A 16,685-nucleotide genomic window follows, 5' to 3' on the forward strand; every position below is an offset into this window, starting at 1 on the left:
GCCCGCCCGAGGCGCCCGATAGGCTGACCCGATGCGCCCTGCACTGTCCGATTACCAGCACCTGGCCAGCGGCAAGGTGCGCGAGATCTATCGCGTCGACGACGAACATCTGCTGCTGGTCGCGACCGACCGGATCTCGGCGTACGACTACATTCTCGACAGCACCATCCCGGACAAAGGCCGCATCCTGACCGCGATGAGCGTCTTCTTCTTCGGTCTGGTCGACGCACCCAACCATCTGGCCGGTCCGCCGGACGACCCACGCATCCCTGACGAGGTGCTGGGCCGTGGGCTGGTGGTGCGGCGGCTGGACATGCTTCCGGTGGAGTGTGTCGCGCGGGGTTACCTCACCGGGTCGGGATTGCTGGACTACCAGGCGACCGGAAAGGTGTGCGGCATCGACCTGCCGCCCGGCCTGGTCGAAGCCAGCAAGTTCTCCGAACCTCTGTTCACCCCGGCCACGAAAGCCGCGCTGGGGGACCACGACGAGAACATCTCGTTCGACAGGGTGATCGAGTTGGTGGGCGGTGTGCGCGCCAACCAGCTGCGCGACCGCACGCTGCAGACCTACGTTCAGGCCGCCGACCACGCCCTGACGAAGGGAATCATCATCGCAGACACCAAGTTCGAATTCGGCACCGATCGCGACGGCAACCTGCTGCTCGCCGACGAGATCTTCACGCCCGACTCCTCGCGATACTGGCCGGCCGAGGATTACCGGGTGGGGGTGGTGCAGACGAGTTTCGACAAACAGTTCGTCCGTAACTGGCTCACGAGTCCCGAGTCCGGCTGGGACCGCCACGGCTCACAGCCGCCACCACCGCTGCCCGACCACATCATCAATGCCACCCGGGGCCGCTATATCGATGCCTACGAACGTATTTCCGGGCTGAGTTTCGCTGACTGGATCGGCGCATGACGGAAACTCGCGCCGACGCAGCGACCAGCGAGCGGGACGTTCCCCCCGTACCACCGGCCGCCAAGCGGCAGGACACCAGACGCGAGCATCACGGAGACGTCTTCATCGACCCCTACGAATGGCTGCGGGACAAGTCCAACCCCGAAGTCATCGCCTACCTGGAGGCGGAAAACGACTACGTCGACCAGATGACGGCCGATCTCGAACCGTTGCGGCAGAAGATCTTCGACGAGATCAAGGCGCGTACCAAGGAGACCGACCTGTCGGTGCCGACGCGGCAGCGCGACTGGTGGTATTACGCCCGAACCTTCGAAGGAAAGCAGTACCGGGTCCAGTGTCGTTGCCCGATAAGCGATCCCGACGACTGGGATCCGCCGATCCTGGATGAGGACACCGAGATTCCCGGCGAGCAGATCCTGCTCGACTCGAACGCCGAGGCGCAGGGCCACGAGTTCTTCGCGCTCGGCGCCGCCACCGTCAGCCTGGACGGGAACCTGCTGGCGTATTCGGTCGACGTCGTCGGCGACGAACGCTATACGCTGCGGTTCAAGGACCTGCGCACCGGCGAGCTGTACCGCGACGAGATCCCCGACATCGGGGCGGGGGCGACCTGGGCGGCCGACAACCGCACCGTTTATTACCTGACTCTGGATGCGGCCCACCGCCCCGACAAGGTCTGGCGCTACCGCGTGGGCTCCGGCGAGCCGTCGGAGCTGGTGTACCACGAGGCCGACGAACGGTTCTGGCTTGGCGTGGGGCTCACCCGCAGCGAGGCCTACATCTTCATCGCATCGGGCTCGTCGATCACCTCCGAGTACCGGTACGCCGATGCCGCCGACCCGCATGCACAGTTCACCGTGGTGCTGCCGCGGCGCGACGGCGTCGAGTACGCAGTCGAACATGCGGTGGTCGGCGGGCAGGACACGTTTCTGATCCTGCACAACCACGACGCGGTGAACTTCACGCTGGCCGAGGCGCCGGTCAGTGACCCGACCCGGCAGCGAACGCTGATCCCGCACCGCGACGACGTGCGGCTCGACGGGGTGGATGCTTTCGCCGGCCATCTGGTCGTCAGCTACCGGCGGGAGGCGTTGCCCCGGCTCCAGGTGTGGGGCATCGAACCCGAGGGGCAGTACGGTCGGCCCGAGGAGATCGCCTTCGACTCCGAGTTGATGTGCGCCGGTGCCGCCGGCAACCCGAGCTGGGATGCGCCCAAGCTGCGGATCAGGGCGGGGTCGCTGGTCGTCCCGGCGCGGGTGTACGACATCGACTTCGCCACCGGTGAACGCACGTTGCTCCGGGAGCAACCGGTCCTCGGTGGTTACCGCACCGAGGACTACGTGGAGCGGCGGGACTGGGCACTTGCCGAAGACGGCACCCGAATCCCGGTGTCCATCGTGCACCGCGCCGGTATCGAATCCCCGGCGCCGGCCTTGCTTTACGGATACGGCGCCTACGAGATATGCACCGATCCCAGCTTTTCCATCGCCCGGTTGTCGCTGCTGGACCGCGGCATGGTGTTCGCCATCGCCCATGTCCGCGGCGGCGGTGAGATGGGCCGGCCGTGGTACGAGCACGGCAAGCTACTGGAGAAGAAGAACACCTTCACCGACTTCGTCGCGGTGGCAAGGCACTTGGTCGACACGGGAGTCACGCGGCCCCGGCAACTGGTGGCGTTGGGCGGCAGCGCGGGCGGCCTGCTGATGGGGGCGATCGCCAACCTGGCGCCGGAGCTCTTCGCCGGGATCCTCGCGCAAGTCCCGTTCGTCGACCCGCTGACGACCATCCTGGATCCCTCGTTGCCGCTGACGGTCACCGAGTGGGACGAATGGGGAAACCCGTTGCAGGACAAGGACGTCTACTTCTACATGAAGTCCTATTCGCCCTACGAGAATGTCGAGAGCAAGCGGTATCCGGCCATTCTGGCGATGACTTCGCTGAACGACACCCGGGTCTACTACGTCGAGCCCGCCAAGTGGGTGGCGGCGTTGCGCCACGCCAACGGCAGCGGCAGCCCGGTCCTGCTCAAGACCCAGATGAATGCCGGGCACGGCGGAGTCAGCGGTCGCTACAAGGCATGGCAGGAAACCGCATTCCAGTACGCCTGGCTGCTAGCTGTCGCCTCCGGCCAGCGCGACGGCGGCGGCTGAATGCGACGATCTTGCTTCGACGGCGACGGCAAGGTCACTCGCCGGCTACGTGGCTCGGCACCTTCTTCGGCAAGAACCACGCCGGAATGATCGTCAACGCGACCAGCACCACAGCCAGCACGAACACCACCGTGTAAGCGTGCGACAGGCTGGTCATGAGGTTGCTCGCGAAATCCGGGCTGGCCGTTTGCCTCGGAATGGCGGACGGGTCGACCGCCTGCCCGCGCCTGGCGGCGTCGCCTTGCAGAGCCGCCAGCGTGTTTGCGCTGGCGATGTATGCGTTGTGGTTGAACTGATTGGTCAGGATCACCGCCATCAGCGCCGCCCCGACCGAGCCGCCTATCTGTTGGTTGACGCTCATCAGCGTCGTCCCGCGGGCGATCTGATGCGGCGCCAGCGACTGCATGAGCACCGCGTTGAGCGGCGTCGTGGTGAAGCCTATGCCCAGGCCCATGATCGTCAACCCGGCCAGCAGGGTCGGTTGGTATGCGGTCTGCTTGGCCACTCCGAAGGTGAATACGCCGAGGCCCGCGGCCATCAGCGCCAAGCCGACCACCACGATCTTGCCCGGCCCCCGTCGGTCTACGTAGGCCCCGCCGAGCGGCATCGTCACCAGGGCACCGACCCCTACCGGCACCATGTGCAGGCCGGCCTGCATCGGGGTTTCGTGGTGCACGACCTGGAAATAGCTGGGGACCAACAGCCCGGCACCGACGAAGGCGACGGCGAACACCAGCAACGTCACGTTGACCTCGGTGACCACGCTGTTTCGGAAAAGCCTCAGGTCGATCAGCGGATGATCCGCGCGGTACCAGGCATGCCAGACGAACGCGGTGATCAAGGCCAGCCCGAGGAGCGCCGGTACCAAAACGTAGCGGTCGGCCACCGTGCCCCGTCCCGGGATGGACGACACCCCGATCAGGAAGGCGGCCACGCCGGGCGACAGCAGGAGGACGCCGACGAAGTCGAACGCCTCCGAGGGGGCCGAGCGATCTTTGGCGAACATGATTGCTGCGAGCGCGAACGCCGCGAGGCCGACCGGCAGGTTGACCAAAAAGATCCATTTCCAGCCGTAAGTGTCGATCAGCCAGCCGCCCAGAATCGGGCCACCGATGGGGCCGAGCAGAATCGGGAGGCCACCGATCGCCATGAGCCGGCCGACGCGCTTCGGCCCGGCCTCGCGAGTCAAGATCACAAAACTCAGCGGCAAAAGCATGCCGCCACCGACACCCTGCAACACCCGAAAGATGATGAGCGTCAGGATATTTGGTGATAACGCGCATAGCAGCGAGCCCAGCGTGAACAGCAGGACCGAACCCATGAAAAGCCGTTTGGTGCCGAAGCGGTCGGCCGCCCAACCCGTTATCGGGATCACCGTCGCAAAGGCGAGCATGTAGCCGGCGATCGTCCAGGAGACGATGGCCTGGGTGGAGCCGAATTGCGCGAGGAAGGTGGGCTGTGCGACGAGTACGACGGTGTTGTCCAGGATCGCCATGATGCAGGCCAGCCCGCACACGCCGGCGATGCGGAGCAGCGCAGCGTCAAGTTTGTCTGGAGACTCGTGTCGGTCCGTGTCCGGTCGCGCGGTTGAAGCGGGCTCGCCCGCGGCGTCGGAAGGGGCGGAATAGGCCTTCTGCATCGTGTCCCCGAGCATATCGACTCCCATACCCGCCCGCGGAGGCTTTCAGACGTTTGGCCCCACCGGCGCTTTTTTTGCTGGCCAGGCGGGTGACCGGTGGTCGGACCGTCAACGATGTCGCTGCAGATCCAGCGCTGTGCGCGCCTCGACACCGCCCGAGCCGATGCGGCTATTCACCCACTGTTTGGCTCGCCGGCTTTTTCGGCAGAAACGACGCCGGAATGATCGTCGACACCACCAAGACCACCGCGATCACAAATACCGCCGAATAGGCATGGGACAGGTCATGCACCACGTTGGGCCAAAAACCGGTGCTCAGCGCCTGCCGCGGTATTGCCGACTGGTCGACCGGGACCCCGCTGACCGCTGCCTGCTGCCGCAACGCCGCCAGCTTGTTCGAGGCGGCGATGTTTTCACTTCGGTTGAACTCATTGGTCAGGATCATCGACATCAGCGCGGTGCCCATCGATCCGCCGACCTGGTGACTGACGCTCATCAGCGTCGTGCCCCGGGCGATCTGATGCGGGGCCAGCGCCTGCACGGACGCGACGGACAGCGGCATCATGGTGCACCCCATGCCGAGGCCCATGATCGCCAGGCCGATGAGCAAAGTGGGCAGGTAGTCGGCCTGCCTGGCGACGCCGACAGCAAAGGTGCCCAGGCCGGCCGTGATCAGCGCGATGCCGACCAGCACGATCTTGCCGGGCCCCTGCCGGTCCACCAACGGCCCGGTCAGCCGCATGGTCAGCATGGCGCCGAGTCCCTGAGGAATCATGCGCAGACCCGCCTGCATCGGGGTTTGGTGCAGTACCTGCTGGAAGTAGCTGGGCAGCAGGAGACCGGCACCGAAGAACGCGGTGGCGAATACCAGCATCGTCACGTTGGCGTGGGTGAGCACCGGGTTGCGGAACAACCGCAGATCGATGAGGGGGTGATCGGCGCGGCGCCACGCATGCACGACGAACGCGGCGACCAGCGCCAGGCCGATGGCCGCCGGTATCGCCACGTGGCGGTCGGCTACGGTGCCGCAATGCGGGATCGATGAGACCGCGAACAGGAATATGGCCAGGCCGGGTGAGAGCAGCAGCACACCCACGAGGTCGAAGGTTTCCGAGCGCGCCGCGTGGTCCCTGGGAAAGATGATCGCCGCGAGCACGATGGTCAGGAGCCCGATCGGCAGGTTGATCAGGAAGATCCATCGCCAGCTGGAGGTGTCGATCAGCCAGCCGCCCAGAATCGGACCACCGATCGGGGCGAGCAACATCGGGATGCTCAGGATCGACATCAGGCGCCCGAGCCGTCGTGGCCCCGCTTCGTGGGTCAAGATCATGAAACTCAGGGGCAGCAGCATGCCGCCGCCGACGCCTTGAGCCACCCGAAAGACGATGAGCTGCAGGATATTTGCGGCTACCGCGCACAGCAGCGAGCCCAGCGTGAAGGCCAGCACGGAGCCGATGAAAAGCCGCTTGGTGCCGAACCGGTCGGCCGCCCACCCGGTGATCGGGATTACGGTCGCCAACGCCAGCGTGTAGCCGGCCATCGTCCAGGCGACAACGGCCTGTGAGGACGCGAATTGGTCGATGAAGGTGCGCTGCGCGACGCTGACGACGGTGACGTCCACGATCGCCATCACGGTGGCCAGGATGCAGACGGCGGAAATCCGCAACAGGCCGGCGTCCAGCTTGTCCGGGTAGTCCCGCTCGCCCGCGCCCGGTTGTGGGGCGGGGACGTAAGGTAGCGGGGTGTCGGCCGCTGCGTACGGGGCCTGATCCATGGCGTTGCTTAGCATATCGAACCGATTGGCCCCACCGCCCCCCGCTGGCCCTGGCCACCAGCCGCGGATGGGGCGGCACCTGCGGAAGCGCGGTTTCGATATACGTCTGCCGTCTGCGTGTCCTTCACCATTCCGACACCTGAGCTCGTCAAACTGCGGGTGTGGCTGGAAAATTGATCGTCTCGGTCTCGGGGATTGGGGAACGCACCCTGCCCGACGTCGAGGCGTTCTGCGCGCAAATGGATGCCCGCAACGTGCCGGTGTCGCTGTTGGTGGCACCCCGGCTCAGTGGTGACTATCGACTCGACCGCGACCCCGACACCGTCGAATGGCTGAATACCCGGCGGTCCGGCGGCGACGCCATCGTGCTGCACGGCTATGACGATGCGGCGACCAAGAAGCGCCGCGGTGAATTCGCCATTCTTCGGGCCCACGAGGCCAACCTGCGGCTGATGGCCGCCGACCGGGTGCTCGAGCATCTCGGTTTACGCACCCGTCTGTTCGCCGCGCCCGGCTGGGTGGTGTCCCCGGGAGTCGTCAAGGCGTTACCGGACAACGGTTTTCGGATGCTGGCGGACCTGCACGGCATCACGGACCTGGTTCGGCACGCCACCGTGCGCTCCCGCGTGCTCGGCATCGGCGAAGGCTTCCTCACCGAACCGTGGTGGTGCCGGATGGTGGTGCTGTCCGCGGAGCGGATCGCCCGCCGCGGCGGCGTGGTACGGGTTGCCGTCGCCGCTCGTCACCTGCGCAAACCGGGCCCGCTGCAGGCGATGGTGGACGCGGTCGACCTGTCGTTGATGCACGGCTGCGAACCGACGGTCTACCGCTGGCGGCGCGACAAAGCGATTCTCGACGCGGCCTGAGCAAGCGTCCCCTCGGCTGGCCCGCCGCGGGCACTACCCTGGTCCGACATGAGCGATTCTTCGGCCGGCGCGTTTGGTGCCGACGCCATCGTCGTCGGCGCGGGACTCGCAGGCCTGGTGGCCGCGTGCGAGATGGTGGACCGGGGCCTGCGAGTGTTGATCGTCGACCAGGAGAGCAGTGCCAACCTCGGTGGGCAGGCCTTCTGGTCGTTCGGTGGCCTGTTCTTCGTCGACAGCCCCGAGCAGCGCCGGCTGGGGATTCGCGACAGCCACGAACTCGCCCTGCAGGACTGGCTCGGCACGGCGGCGTTCGACCGCCCCGAGGATTACTGGCCACGCCAATGGGCGCACGCCTACGTCGATTTCGCAGCGGGTGAGAAACGCCGGTGGCTACGTGACCGCGGCGTCAAGATTTTTCCGCTGGTGGGCTGGGCCGAACGCGGCGGCTACGACGCTCAGGGCCATGGCAATTCGGTGCCCCGCTTCCACATCACCTGGGGGACCGGGCCCGCTCTGGTCGAGGCCTTCGCCCGCCAGCTGCGGGACCGGTCGACCGTGCGCTTCGCGCACCGTCACCAAGTCCACGAGTTGATCGTCGAAGGCGGCGCGGTGACCGGCGTTCGGGGCACGGTACTGGAGCCTTCTGCTGCGCCGCGGGGCGTGGCGTCGTCGCGAAAAGCCGTGGGGCAATTCGAGTTCCGTGCGGCCGCGGTGATCGTCACCAGCGGCGGCATCGGCGGGAACCACGAGTTGGTACGCCAGAACTGGCCGAAGCGGATGGGTCGGATACCCGAGCAGTTGCTCAGCGGGGTGCCGGCTCACGTGGACGGCAGGATGATCGGCATTTCCGAACGGGCCGGTGCGCGGGTGATCAACCCCGACCGGATGTGGCATTACACCGAGGGCATCACCAACTACGACCCGATCTGGCCGCTGCACGGGATCCGGATCATCCCGGGGCCGTCGTCGCTGTGGCTCGACGCGGCCGGCAAGCGGTTGCCGGTACCGCTTTACCCCGGATTCGACACCCTCGGCACGCTGGAATACATCACCAAGTCCGGGTATGACTACACTTGGTTTGTATTGAACGCCAAGATCATCGAGAAGGAATTCGCCCTTTCGGGGCAGGAGCAGAATCCCGATCTGACGGGGCGGAGCCTGCTCGAGCTACTGCGTAATCGGGCGCGTTCCGGGCCGCCCGGGCCGGTGCAGGCATTCGTCGACCGGGGGGAGGACTTCGTCAGCGCAACCACGTTGCGGGAGTTGGTGACCGCGATGAACAAGCTACCCGGCGTCGCGCCGCTGGACTATGCGACGGTCGAGGCCGAGGTCACCGCCCGCGACCGCGAGGTGGCCAACAAGTTCAGCAAGGACGGCCAGATCACTGCGATCCGCGCCGCGCGCGGCTACCTGGGCGACCGCTTGGGGCGGGTGGTGGCCCCGCACCGGCTGACCGATCCGAAGGCCGGGCCGATGATCGCGGTCAAGTTGCACATTCTGACGCGAAAGACGTTGGGCGGCATAGAGACCGATCTGGACGCCCGCGTGCTGACGGCCGACGGCACACCCCTGAATGGGCTGTACGCCGCCGGAGAGGTGGCCGGTTTCGGTGGGGGCGGCGTCCACGGTTACCGCGCCCTGGAAGGCACGTTTCTCGGTGGCTGCATCTTCTCGGGACGCGCCGCCGGCCGCGGCGTCGCCGACGACATCGCCTAACTTGACTGGGCGAGCAGACGCAAAATCGCACTGATCAGGGAGAGATCGTGCAATTTTGCGTCTGCTCGCGCTAGAAGGCGACCGCGTCCTCCTCGGGCAACACCTGGAAGTCGGTGGTGGTCATCTCGGTCAGCCGGCCGTAGTAGATGCCCCGCGCATCCGGGGCGATGATGCCTTGGTGGATGGGCACCGCGCGCGCCGGCGCCACCGCGCGCAGGTAGTCGACGGCTTCGGAGATCTTCATCCACGGGGCGGCCGCGGGTGTCGCCAATACGTCCACCGGCTCATCAGGAACGAACAGCGCGTCACCCGGGTGCATCAGCCGGGCGCGGTGATCGCCGTCGCCGACGAGAAATGAAATATTCTCTATCACAGGGATTTCCGGGTGAATGACGGCGTGCTTGCCGCCGACGGCCCGCACTGTCAACTCACCGATCCGTAGCTCGTCGCCGACGTGCACCGCCTGGCACGGCGTGCCCAGCTGGGCGGTGGTTTGCGGGTCGGCGTACAGCGCGGCGTCCGGGTTGCCCTCGAGCAGCGCCGGCAGGCGGGTGCCGTCGACGTGGTCGGGGTGCTGGTGGGTGATGAGAATGGCCGATAACCCCGTTATGCCCTCGAAACCGTGCGCGAAGGTTCCAGGATCGAAGAGCACGCGAGTGTGGTCGAATTCCGCAAGTAGACAGGAATGGCCGAAATGCGTCAGTTGCATGACTACGATTGTGCCCTGACGGGGGTGATGCCGATGCGGGTAATCCTGGCGACCATGATCGTGGTCGGCGGCCTCGCGGTGGCTTTCATTGTCGTAGTGCCCGCCCATGCCGAGCCCCAGGCGTGCCCGCCCGTGTGTGACCAGATTCCCGATTCCGCGTGGGTCCAGCGGCGCGCCGTGCCGCTGGACCCCGTCTACGGCTGGCCCGCGCTGGCGGGGGTCGCGGCGCAGGTGACCGGGGCGACGCCCGGCCCCCGATTCCGGTTCGAGGAGCTGTGTGCCACGCCCCCGGTATCCCGGGATCCGCGTGACTCGGCGGTCGCGGCACGCGCCACAGTGACCCACCCGGACGGGCAGTGGCAGCTGCAGGCTCAGATCCTGCACTGGCGCGGCGACACGGCCAGCGGCGGCGCTATCGCGGCGTCGGTGTTCAGCAACGCCGTCGCCGCGCTGCGCTCCTGCCAGCAGCGGGTGCCGGCGCAATCACCGTCGATCACCAGCGACGAAACCAACCGGATGGCCGCGGTGATCAGCGGACCGGTTGTCATGCACACCTATCTGATCGCCCACCCGGCCAGCAGCACGATCAGCGAACTCACCCTCTGGTCGTCGGGGCCGCCGCAGGTCCCGTGGCCGTCAATGGCCGACGACCCGGTGCTGAACGCCATGACCGCCCCGCTGTGCGAGGCCTACATTGCCTCGTGCCCGTAGCGGCGAGCTGCGCTTTCGCCGGTAGAGTTGGCGCGGAAACAAACCTGAGGAGGAGCGCCGGTGGGCCGGGTAGTCGTTCATGTGATGCCCAAAGCGGAGATTCTCGACCCGCAGGGTCAGGCGATCGTCGGCGCGCTGGCCCGGCTCGGTCATCCCGGGATCTCAGATGTCAGGCAGGGCAAGAGGTTCGAGCTCGAAGTCGACGACACGGTCGACGATTCTGTGCTCGCCGACATAGCGGAGACGTTGTTGGCCAACACCGTGATCGAAGACTGGACGATCAGCCGGGAGACCCCGTGACCGCGCGAATCGGCATCATCACCTTCCCCGGGACCCTCGATGATGTCGACGCCGCCCGGGCCGCGCGCCATGTCGGCGCCGAGGCGGTCAGCCTCTGGCACGCCGACGCCGACCTCAAAGGCGTCGACGCCGTGGTGGTGCCCGGCGGCTTCTCGTACGGCGACTACCTGCGTGCCGGGGCGATCGCCAGGTTCGCACCGGTGATGGGCGAGGTGGTGGCCGCCGCGCAGCGCGGCATGCCAGTGTTGGGGATTTGCAACGGCTTTCAGGTGCTTTGCGAGGCCGGGCTGCTGCCCGGGGCGCTGACCCGCAACGTCGGACTGCACTTCGTCTGCCGCGACGTGTGGCTGCGGGTGGCCTCGATCTCGACGGCCTGGACGTCGCGTTTCGAGTGGGGCGCTGAGCTGCTGGTGCCGCTGAAGTCCGGCGAGGGCCGCTACGTGGCCCCCGACGATGTGCTCGACGAACTGGAAGGGGAGGGCCGGGTGGTGTTCCGCTACCTCGACAACCCCAACGGCTCGCTGCATGACATCGCCGGGGTCAGCTCTGCCAACGGCCGCGTCGTCGGGCTGATGCCGCATCCCGAGCACGCCATCGAAGCGCTGACGGGCCCCTCCGACGACGGCTTGGGCCTGTTCTATTCGGTGCTGGACGCGGTGCTTGCGGTCTGAACGGAAGTCCCCGCGACCGAGCGCAATTCGGCGAATGATGCGCTGATCGCGTCCGTCGCTTCGTGCGGGTCGTTGAACGTGCGGTCATCGGTGAGGACGGCGACGCCGAGCTGGTCGACGTAGCTCCACACGGTGATGTTGACCGGGGCGCCCGGCGACAACACGCCGGTCGAGTAGATCTCGCTGACCGCCGCGCCGCCGAAGTGGCCGCGTTCGCGCGGGCCCACCACGCTGGAGACCGCTACGTTCATCAGCTTGTTCGGGGCGTCGCGCCGCCCCAGCCACCGGAACGCGGCAGGGGCAACGGCCGTCGGGAGGTACGCCATCAGCCGGCCGTACAGCTGCGGTCCGAGAATTTCGTGGTCTTCCTTGGCGATTCGCGTCGCCAACGCCACCAGCCGCGCCCGCTCGGCGGGAGCGGCGACGTGTACCGGCAGCGAGATCATCAGACCGCTGATCTCGTTGCCCGTGATGCGGTCCGACCTGTCGGTGGCCGTCGGCACCGACGCGATGAGGGGCCGGTCGGCCGCGCCGTCATAGGCCAACAGCAGCGTGCGCAGGGCGCCGGCGGTCGTCGCCAGTATGAGGTCGTTGACGGTGATGCCCAGCGCCGCGGCCGCCGCCTTGGCGTCGGCCAGCGGCAGCCTTGCGCTGGCGAACCGCCGCCGGGGCGACACGACGTGGTTCAAAAAGGTCGTTGGTGCATCGAAGGCATCGGCCAGATCCGGATGGTCACCGCGTTGTTTGGACCGGCGGCGAACCCGCGTGAGCCCCACAGCGGCGTCCCTGACCAATCCCGGCAGTTCGGCGATCTGCCGGGCGTGATCGCGCGCGGCGGCGCGCAGTAGGTCAGCGGTCGAGGCGGTGGCGCCCGCCTCGTCGTTGTCACGCTCGCCGGTCGGTGCGTCTTTCAGATCCATCGCGCGGGCCAGCAGGTTGACCGAGGCGACGCCGTCGGCCAGCGCGTGGTGGATCTTGCCGATCAACGCGAACCGGCCGCCGGCCAGGCCCTCGGCGAAGTGGAACTCCCACAGCGGGCGGCTGCGGTCCAGCGGAGTGGAGGCCACCTCGCCGATGACGGCGTCGAGTTCTCGCCGGCCGCCCGGCGCGGGCACTCGCACGCGGCGCAGGTGATAGTCGAGGTCGACCTCGCAGTCCTCCTGCCACATCGGGTGATGGAGCTGCCAGGGAATGTCGACGAGCTTGTAGCGCAACGGCTCCAGCAGGTGCAGGCGGCGGCGCACATGGCCGCGGAACGCCTCGAAACCGAACTCGGGGTCGGAGGGCTCGATGACCGCCACTTTCAAGGTGTGCGTGTGCAGGTTGGGCGTCTCGCTGTAGAGCAGCATCGCGTCCATGCCATTGAGTCTTTTCACCCGCCACCTCGCTGTGCCGAAGCCACAAGATCACGAATCAGGTCGTGCTGCAGCGGTATTCGCATGGCATCGGTACCCAAGTCATCGGTCGCCGTCGGTCAGCCGAGGACGGGCAGCCGGCGCTCACTGGCCAGTCGCTTGAGCGCTGACTCCATGACCCCGCGCACATGCCTGTCGACCTCGTCGATGTCGGGGTCCGCGCCGAACCGGGCGGCGACGTCGATCGGTTCGAGCACCTCGGTCACGATCTTGGCGGGTAGCGGCAGGTTCGGCGGGAAGATCACGCTGAGGCCGAAGGGGAACCCGAAGCTCACCGGCAAGATGTCCATGCGCGCCTTGGTCAGCCCGAGCTTGCGTGCCAGCCAGTTGCCGCGGGTCAAGAAGAGCTGGGTCTCCTGGCCGCCGATCGACACGGCGGGCACGATCGGCACCCCGGCTTCGATGGCGGTCCGCACGTAGCCGGTGCGGCCGTTGAAGTCGATGGTGTTGGCGCTGAAGGTGGGCCGGTACGAGTCGTAGTCGCCGCCGGGGAAGACCAGTACCACGGCTCCCGAATGCAGGGCCGCCGCGGCATTCTCACGGCTGGCCTCGATGACCCCGAGGCGGCGCAGCCAGCCGTCCAGGGGCCCGATGAACAGGCCGTAATGGCCCAACGTGTAGACGGGGCGGTCGTAGCCGAACTGTTCGTAGAACGCCGGGGAGAAGATCAACACGTCCGGTGTCAGCATGCCGCCCGAATGGTTGGACACCACCAGGGCTCCACCGGACGACGGGATGTTGCTGATGCTGCGCACCTCGGCCCGGTACCACCGCTTGATGACCGGTCCGAGTGTCTTACTGACCTGTTCGGTGAAAGCCGGGTCCCACTTGGTCGTCTCGTGGTTGTCCGCCACCCCGACACCGCTGCTCGTCATGGCTCCCCGCCGTCGTGTTCCTGCCGCTGGCTATTGATTGCCGGTGTGACTCAGCTCTCAAACCTCCCCGCGCGGCATATTCCCTTCTTCTGAGAAGAGAATGCCATATCCGTCGATGGGGAGTTCGGCCCAGGTCAGCCGGCGTCGCGCAGCAGCGGGTGCGCCGTCGACGGCTGGGCGGCCGGGCTCAGGGCGTCGAACAGGTCGGTCGCGTCCGCGATGGTGCGGTCGACGAAGGCGGCGAATTCCTCGAACGACGTATTCCGCCGGATCCAGTGCGACCTGCGCGCCACCACGCCGATCCGCTGCGGGTCGCACGAGCCGTGCACGATGGCGGTGACTTCGTGCTCGTCGCGGTTCCACGTGTCCGAGAAGTGCACCAGCCAGGGGCGCTCGGTGGCGGGAAAGAAGCAGGCGGGGGTCACGCGAACGATCAGCACATCCCCATGCGCGGGCGAGATCTCGAGATGGACGTGCAGGCGCCCTGAAGTGCACATGCGCGCGTTGGTGACGAAGAAGTAGTCGCCGTCGTGGTGGCCGCGGAAGTATCGCCGCCCCCGGGTGCGCAGGTAGTGTTCGATCAAGTTCGCGCACATGAGCTCGTTCGCCATGAAATCATGTTGCGCCCAGTGGCTTTGCGAATGCTGGGGGGCAAGCCATGAGCCCCCGAAGAAACTGTTGAGAATTTGCTGAGCGCGGCCGGAGCCGGTCGGCCCCGCGGTCAAGATCGGGTGTTCGGTCGCCGCTCCACGATCCCGGCGCCGGACCCGGGCATGGTCCGCGGCAGCGTCACCGAGAACCGGTAGCGCTCCGGGCGGTAGTGAAACTCCACGACTTCGAGCGGCTTGTCGTCATTGCCGTAGCTGATCCGTTCGAGCACGAGCACGGGCGAGCCCAACGGCAGGTTCAACGCGGCGGCTACCTCGACCGAGGCCCCCGCCGCATGGATCTCATAGGTGGCCCGGGCGATGGGGGTGCCCAGTCGCCGCTCCCACACCGTGTAGGTGCTTTCCATCGCCCGCTCGGGTTGCGCGTCCGACACGCTCGCCAGCAGTGGCTCAACGGCCCGTCCCAGCCCCGGGGGCAGATAGGCGATCATCAGCGCCAGAGGTGCGTCTCCGTCCCGGAAACGTCGCTGGATGCATAGAACTTTGGGCAAACCCAGCGTGTCGGCGACCCGTTGTGGGGGTTCCTCGACGCGATGCGACAGAACGTCGACGTGCGGGGTGATCCCCGAACTCGCCAAGACTTCGGTGATCGTGCGCACGCCGGAACCCAATTCCTGTCTCACCGGGTTGGTCACGAAGGTCCCCAGACCCTGGCGCCTCAGCAGCCAGCCCTGCCGCTCGAGCAGTCCGACCGCCGCGCGCACGGTCACCCGGCTCAGGCCGGAGCGCTCGATCAGCTCACGCTCGCTGGGCAGGCGTCCGCCGCGGGGCAGGCGCTGCTTGATGATCGCGGCCTTGAGCGCTTCGGCGAGTTGGGTGCTCGCGGGTACGCTGCCACGCCGGACTCGGAGATCGGCGGACTCGAGGTCGAGCGACCGGCTGGTCATCGGGGTCAGAGCGGGTAGAGCGCCGGCAGGTTCACCACGACCGCCTCCTGCGTGCTGCGCGCGATGACGACCTCCGCCGGCGCGTTCGGGTCGGGGTTCTCCTCGCGGTGCGGCAGATACGGCGGGATGAAGACGTAGTCACCGGGTGAGGTCGAGATCCGCACCTCTTGGGCGCCGTCGTGAAAGACGAATTCCGGGTGGCCGCTGCGCACGTAGATGGCGGTTTCCGAGTCGCCGTGATGGTGGTTGGAGGAAACGGCCGACGGCATCGCGTGTGTCTCACCCATCCAGAGCTTTTCGGCGCCGACGGACGTGCCGCTGAGCGCGGCGAAGCGACGAAGCCCCTCCGATTGCGCGGTGTCGGAGCTGAGGTCGGACGCCTTGATGTGGTGCACCCGGTTGCCGGTGGCTTCGGTTGTTGTCTCGTCGAAGTCCGGGTGGAATCCGTCGGTGGTCGCCATCCGTCAATTATGGCGCCGTTTCTTGAGGAGTTCCTGGGTGAGCTCATGCATGTCAGCCACCACCAGGTCCGGCTGGGGCATCCCCTCGACCGGCAGCGGTGGATTGCCTGGGCGCGCGATGAGCGCCGCGCTGAAGCCGACGTTTTGGGCGCCGAGCGTGTCCCACACGTGCGCGGCAACCATCATGCAGTCGGCCGGTGCCACCCCGAGCGTTTCGCACACGTATCGGTACACGGCGGGTGCCGGCTTGAAGGCGCGGCGGGCGTCGACGCTCAGTTGGTGTTCGAAGAAATCGGCCAGCCCAGCACTCTGCAGCGCCGTCGGCCCATCCGGGTTGGGCGGTGAATTAGTGAGGGTAACCAGCCGAAAACCGTTGTCACGCAACCTGGCCAGCCCTTCCGTCACATCCGGGTGCGCCGGCATGGTGAGCAGGCCCGTCGTCAGCCGGTGCAGGTCATCGTCGGAGACGTGAACGTGGTGAATGTCGCCGACCATGCGCAGCACGCCCTGCGCGAGCGTGGAGAACGTCATGTAATGGTCCGACAATGTCGCGGACATCGAGTACATGACCAGCTGGGCGAACCACTCGCGAAGCACCCGCTCGTCACCGAATAATTCGATGAAAAGCGGTGCGAGTGAATCGATGTCGACCAGCGTCTCGTTGACGTCGAACACCAGGACGGACGGCAGATGCACGGCTAGGCCTCAATTTTCTTCAGTGTGGGGACGTCGGGCCGTAAGTACCCGATCAAACACCGGCAAATCAACGCCATCCCGAGCAACGGCCACCACAGCGCGGCGACCCCGGCCATCGTGAAGACGCCGACCGTGATGATCACCGCGAACACACCGTCGGAGAACGCTGCTACCCGCTCCGGACCCGCTTCCCGCACGGCCACTACGCCCCCTTAGATCCCAGCCCGC

Annotated in this window: 17 protein-coding genes; 7 read left to right on the forward strand and 10 right to left on the reverse strand. The window is 66.9% G+C overall.

What is annotated here, in order from left to right; all coding sequences use genetic code 11:
• Positions 1–31 precede the first annotated feature (31 nt).
• Both U8D42_RS25590 and U8D42_RS25595 read left to right on the forward strand, forming a co-directional pair.
• Positions 32–919 carry a phosphoribosylaminoimidazolesuccinocarboxamide synthase gene (locus U8D42_RS25590; protein ID WP_085243025.1) on the forward strand — a complete coding sequence of 296 codons (888 nt, stop codon included), beginning with the start codon at positions 32–34 and terminating at the stop codon, positions 917–919.
• On the forward strand, positions 916–3,069 hold the full coding sequence (locus tag U8D42_RS25595) for a S9 family peptidase (RefSeq protein ID WP_085243024.1): 2,154 nt from the start codon (positions 916–918) through the stop codon (positions 3,067–3,069). Before U8D42_RS25590 ends, U8D42_RS25595 begins: the two co-directional genes overlap by 4 nt.
• A gap of 34 nt (positions 3,070–3,103) precedes the next feature.
• Here U8D42_RS25595 and U8D42_RS25600 read toward each other — a convergent pair whose 3' ends face one another.
• On the reverse strand, positions 3,104–4,723 hold the full coding sequence (locus tag U8D42_RS25600) for a DHA2 family efflux MFS transporter permease subunit (RefSeq protein WP_085243023.1): 1,620 nt from the start codon (positions 4,721–4,723) through the stop codon (positions 3,104–3,106).
• Between the two features lie 154 nt (positions 4,724–4,877).
• Positions 4,878–6,497: a DHA2 family efflux MFS transporter permease subunit gene (locus U8D42_RS25605; protein ID WP_322860496.1), complete on the reverse strand. Its 1,620-nt coding sequence runs from the start codon at positions 6,495–6,497 to the stop codon at positions 4,878–4,880.
• Positions 6,498–6,643: 146 nt separating this feature from the next.
• Between U8D42_RS25605 and U8D42_RS25610 the strand changes: the two genes are divergently transcribed.
• Both U8D42_RS25610 and U8D42_RS25615 read left to right on the forward strand, forming a co-directional pair.
• Positions 6,644–7,348, forward strand: coding sequence for a DUF2334 domain-containing protein (locus U8D42_RS25610; RefSeq protein ID WP_085243021.1), 705 nt, complete (start codon positions 6,644–6,646; stop codon positions 7,346–7,348).
• 48 nt (positions 7,349–7,396) lie between these two features.
• On the forward strand, positions 7,397–9,064 hold the full coding sequence (locus tag U8D42_RS25615) for an FAD-binding dehydrogenase (protein ID WP_322860497.1): 1,668 nt from the start codon (positions 7,397–7,399) through the stop codon (positions 9,062–9,064).
• A gap of 70 nt (positions 9,065–9,134) precedes the next feature.
• On the opposite strand, the gene U8D42_RS25620 is transcribed toward U8D42_RS25615, so the two are convergent.
• Positions 9,135–9,773 (reverse strand): MBL fold metallo-hydrolase, encoded by a 639-nt coding sequence (locus U8D42_RS25620; RefSeq protein WP_322860498.1) that lies wholly within the window; start codon positions 9,771–9,773, stop codon positions 9,135–9,137.
• On the opposite strand from U8D42_RS25620, the gene U8D42_RS25625 reads away from it, so the two are divergent.
• Genes U8D42_RS25625 through purQ form a run of 3 tightly spaced genes read left to right on the forward strand, consistent with a single transcriptional unit; the run spans position 9,750 to position 11,455 of the window.
• Positions 9,750–10,484, forward strand: a complete 735-nt coding sequence (locus U8D42_RS25625; RefSeq protein ID WP_322860499.1) for an ATPase — start codon at positions 9,750–9,752, stop codon at positions 10,482–10,484. The two genes, U8D42_RS25620 and U8D42_RS25625, sit on opposite strands and share 24 nt — an antisense overlap.
• Before the next feature lie 60 nt (positions 10,485–10,544).
• Entirely contained in the window at positions 10,545–10,784 is a 240-nt protein-coding gene (gene purS / locus U8D42_RS25630; RefSeq protein ID WP_085243017.1) for a phosphoribosylformylglycinamidine synthase subunit PurS, read from the forward strand.
• On the forward strand, positions 10,781–11,455 hold the full coding sequence (gene purQ / locus U8D42_RS25635) for a phosphoribosylformylglycinamidine synthase subunit PurQ (protein ID WP_090418508.1): 675 nt from the start codon (positions 10,781–10,783) through the stop codon (positions 11,453–11,455). The genes purS and purQ overlap by 4 nt, the downstream gene beginning before the upstream one ends.
• Here purQ and U8D42_RS25640 read toward each other — a convergent pair.
• From U8D42_RS25640 to U8D42_RS25670, 7 genes are all read right to left on the reverse strand, one after another.
• Entirely contained in the window at positions 11,422–12,831 is a 1,410-nt protein-coding gene (locus U8D42_RS25640; RefSeq protein WP_322860500.1) for a WS/DGAT/MGAT family O-acyltransferase, read from the reverse strand. The two genes, purQ and U8D42_RS25640, sit on opposite strands and share 34 nt — an antisense overlap.
• 98 nt (positions 12,832–12,929) lie before the next feature.
• On the reverse strand, positions 12,930–13,745 hold the full coding sequence (locus tag U8D42_RS25645) for a lysophospholipid acyltransferase family protein (protein ID WP_322860501.1): 816 nt from the start codon (positions 13,743–13,745) through the stop codon (positions 12,930–12,932).
• Positions 13,746–13,879: 134 nt separating this feature from the next.
• Positions 13,880–14,356 carry a hypothetical protein gene (locus tag U8D42_RS25650; RefSeq protein ID WP_322860502.1) on the reverse strand — a complete coding sequence of 159 codons (477 nt, stop codon included), beginning with the start codon at positions 14,354–14,356 and terminating at the stop codon, positions 13,880–13,882.
• A gap of 110 nt (positions 14,357–14,466) precedes the next feature.
• Complete coding sequence (locus tag U8D42_RS25655; RefSeq protein WP_322860503.1) at positions 14,467–15,300, reverse strand: GntR family transcriptional regulator; 834 nt, start codon at positions 15,298–15,300, stop codon at positions 14,467–14,469.
• 5 nt (positions 15,301–15,305) lie between these two features.
• The gene (locus U8D42_RS25660) at positions 15,306–15,761 is read right to left on the reverse strand and encodes a cupin domain-containing protein (RefSeq protein WP_085243011.1); all 456 of its coding nucleotides are present in this window, start codon (positions 15,759–15,761) and stop codon (positions 15,306–15,308) included.
• A gap of 3 nt (positions 15,762–15,764) precedes the next feature.
• A complete protein-coding gene (locus tag U8D42_RS25665; RefSeq protein ID WP_322860504.1) occupies positions 15,765–16,457 on the reverse strand; it encodes a haloacid dehalogenase type II in 693 nt (230 codons plus the stop codon).
• A gap of 2 nt (positions 16,458–16,459) precedes the next feature.
• Entirely contained in the window at positions 16,460–16,660 is a 201-nt protein-coding gene (locus U8D42_RS25670; RefSeq protein WP_322860505.1) for a hypothetical protein, read from the reverse strand.
• Positions 16,661–16,685: the final 25 nt, after the last annotated feature.

It is taken from the genome of Mycobacterium europaeum (genome assembly GCF_034555895.2).
Lineage (GTDB): Bacteria > Actinomycetota > Actinomycetes > Mycobacteriales > Mycobacteriaceae > Mycobacterium > Mycobacterium europaeum.